This is a genomic window from bacterium (assembly GCA_035703895.1).
Lineage (GTDB): Bacteria > Sysuimicrobiota > Sysuimicrobiia > Sysuimicrobiales > Segetimicrobiaceae > Segetimicrobium.
In genome coordinates, this window is record DASSXJ010000086.1 from 1 (window position 1) to 2,535 (window position 2,535).

The following is a 2,535-nucleotide window of genomic DNA, read 5'->3' on the forward strand; positions in this document are numbered from 1 at the left end:
GCGGCGATGCGGCGATTATCGTCAAGCAGCGGCACCACATCGGCCACGGTCCCGAGGGCCGCGAGCGAGGCCATCCCCGCGGCCACCGTGGGGCTCATCCCGAGCCGCCTCCGCAGCGCCGCCATGAACATGAACGCCAGGCCCGCCGCGCATAACAGCGTGTCGGTCCCGTCCTCACGCGCGGGCTCGATGATAATGGCCGCCGGCCGTTCGGCGGCGGGGGTGTGGTGATCCAGGACGACCACGTCCAGTCCCAGCATCCGCGCATGCCCGACCGCGTCGGACGCGGTGATCCCGCAGTCCGCGGCGATGAGGAGCCGCGCTCCCTGTGCGGCGAGGGCGTCGATGGCGCGGATCCCAAGCCCGTACCCATCGTTGAGGCGGTGAGGAAGATACCACAGCGGGTCGGTCCCGAGAGAACGGAGCCCCCGGAGCAGGATCGCGGTGGCCGAGATGCCGTCGACGTCGTAGTCGCCGTGAATCGCGATCCGCTCGCCCGCGGTGATGGCCCGGGCCACGCGATCCACGCCGGCCCGTAGCCCTCGAAGGGACTCCGGATCGGACAGGTCTTCGAGGCGCGGATCGAGGAATCGTCGGGCGTCCGAGACGGTCGCGTACCCGCGGCGGCGCAGGAGCGCCGCCGTGAGCGGATGGATCCCCAGCGCACCAGCGAGGTCCCCCGCGGCATCGTCAGACGGCGCGATTACCCATGTGGGCGTACCCATCTTGTTACCATTATATCGCTCGGGGGAAGGACGAGACCCTCAGGGCCTGCGCGGCTCTCCGGCAGGACTTCCCGTCATGGGCGTCACCGAGGCCCCGCCGCCGAGCGACGGCGGCACCTCTCGGGCCTCGTGCGCGCGGACGCTCTCGCGTAGGGCGCGGATCTGCCGCATCTGGTGGGTGTGATGGGCGAGCGATCCCACATATGTCAGCAGCGCTCCGAGCACCCCGGCACCGACAATGATCATGCCGAGCGGCCCGGTGTACACCGGCCACTGCCAGAACTTCACCGTCTCGGTTGTCAGGTTGCTCAGGGCAAACACCGTGATCACGACGAGCCACAGCAGCAACCAGAACATCGTCCCGCCCATGGCTGGTCCCCTACCTCCGACGGCGGCCGCCCCGGCGGCGCCTTCCGGTGACAGGCTGGGGGCGACCGGCCCCCGCTCCGAGCGCGGCGGGGGTGGACTCCTCGTGGTCGTCGGCGGCCGTCGTGGGCGTGGCGCGCTCCGGCGCTCGGTCGTCGGCGCGCGCGGCCTTGGCCTCGGCGCCGCCGGGACGGCGGCGCCGGTCCGACCAGTTGTGCCAGTCTACGAGGATCGGGCTGGCGTTGAAGATCGAGGAGTACCCGCCCGTGATAATGCTCACGACCAGGCCAAAGGCGACATCGCGAATGGTCTCACCGCCAAACACGTACACGGCGCCGATCGCCAGCACCGCGGTCATCGCCGTGTTGATCGACCGGACGAGCGCTTCGAGCACGCTGCGGTTCACCAGATGCTCAAAGGGCTCCCTGGTCCGAAAGCCCAGGTTCTCGCGGATCCGGTCGAAGATCACGATGGTGTCGTTGATCGAGTAGCTGGCGACCGTGAGGAGCACGGCCAGGAAGCTGCTGTTGACTTCTCGCTGCGTCAGCGCGAAGGCCCCGATGACCACCAGGAGGTCGTGGAGCAGCGCGATGTCGGCGGCGATCGCGAACCGCACCGAATGGAAGCGAAACGAGATGTAGATGACCTGCAGGATAATCCCGATCACGACGCCCAGGATGGCGATATTCCGTAACTCGGCCCCAATCTCGGGCCCGACCGTGTCCGCCCGGAGCATCTTGGTGCCGGGAAACCGGGTGGTCACGGCATCGATGATCGCATTGGTCTGCGGCTGCGTCAGCGGGCGCGTCCGGATGAAGACCTCCGTGTCCCCTGAGCGCTGGATGATCGCATCCCCCAACTGGAACCGATCCATCACCTGGCGCACGTCGCCGACGGCAAATGCCTGGGGGATGCGCAACTCGAGCGAGTTGCCTCCCGTGAAATCGACCCCCCAGTTGAGGGCGTGATGGTCGCGGACGTGGTGGACGTACAATGCGATCAGCCCGGGGACGATCACCGCGAGCGAGAGCGCGTACCACCACCGTCGCCGGCCGATCAGGTCGAACGTTCGGGGCGCCACGGGCTACTCTCCCGCCGCGCTGGGCGCGCCCGTGCGGCCCCGGCCGCCGACTCTGCCGAGGCGCTGGATCCACGGCGCGGCCGATGTCTCGAGCGCCATATCGACAAACACTCGGGTCACCATGATCGCGGTGAAGATACTGGTGAGGATCCCCAGGATCAGGGTCACGGCGAACCCGCGAACCGGCCCGGTGCCCAGCCACAGCAGGACGAGGGCGCCGATCAGCGTCGTCGCGTTCGAGTCCAGGATGGTCACGATGGCCCGACTCCATCCTGTCGCGACCGCGGCGCGCAGGGTTTTCCCGCCCCGGAGCTCCTCTTTGACTTTTTCAAAGATAATGACGTTGGCGTCCACGGCCACGCC

The 2,535-nt window shown here is 68.4% G+C and carries 4 protein-coding genes; all 4 read right to left on the reverse strand.

All coding sequences use genetic code 11. The features are described from left to right. Positions 1 to 725, reverse strand: a 725-nt coding sequence (locus tag VFP86_06190) for a DHH family phosphoesterase (GenBank protein HET8999218.1), incomplete at its 3' end; no start/stop codon positions are given. A gap of 39 nt (positions 726 to 764) precedes the next feature. Continuing rightward, the gene (locus VFP86_06195) at positions 765 to 1,094 is read right to left on the reverse strand and encodes a LapA family protein (protein ID HET8999219.1); all 330 of its coding nucleotides are present in this window, start codon (positions 1,092 to 1,094) and stop codon (positions 765 to 767) included. A gap of 10 nt (positions 1,095 to 1,104) precedes the next feature. Continuing rightward, positions 1,105 to 2,172, reverse strand: coding sequence for a protein translocase subunit SecF (gene secF, locus VFP86_06200; protein ID HET8999220.1), 1,068 nt, complete (start codon positions 2,170 to 2,172; stop codon positions 1,105 to 1,107). A gap of 3 nt (positions 2,173 to 2,175) precedes the next feature. Then, positions 2,176 to 2,535 (reverse strand): MMPL family transporter (locus tag VFP86_06205; GenBank protein HET8999221.1); only part of this gene is annotated, 360 nt, incomplete at its 5' end.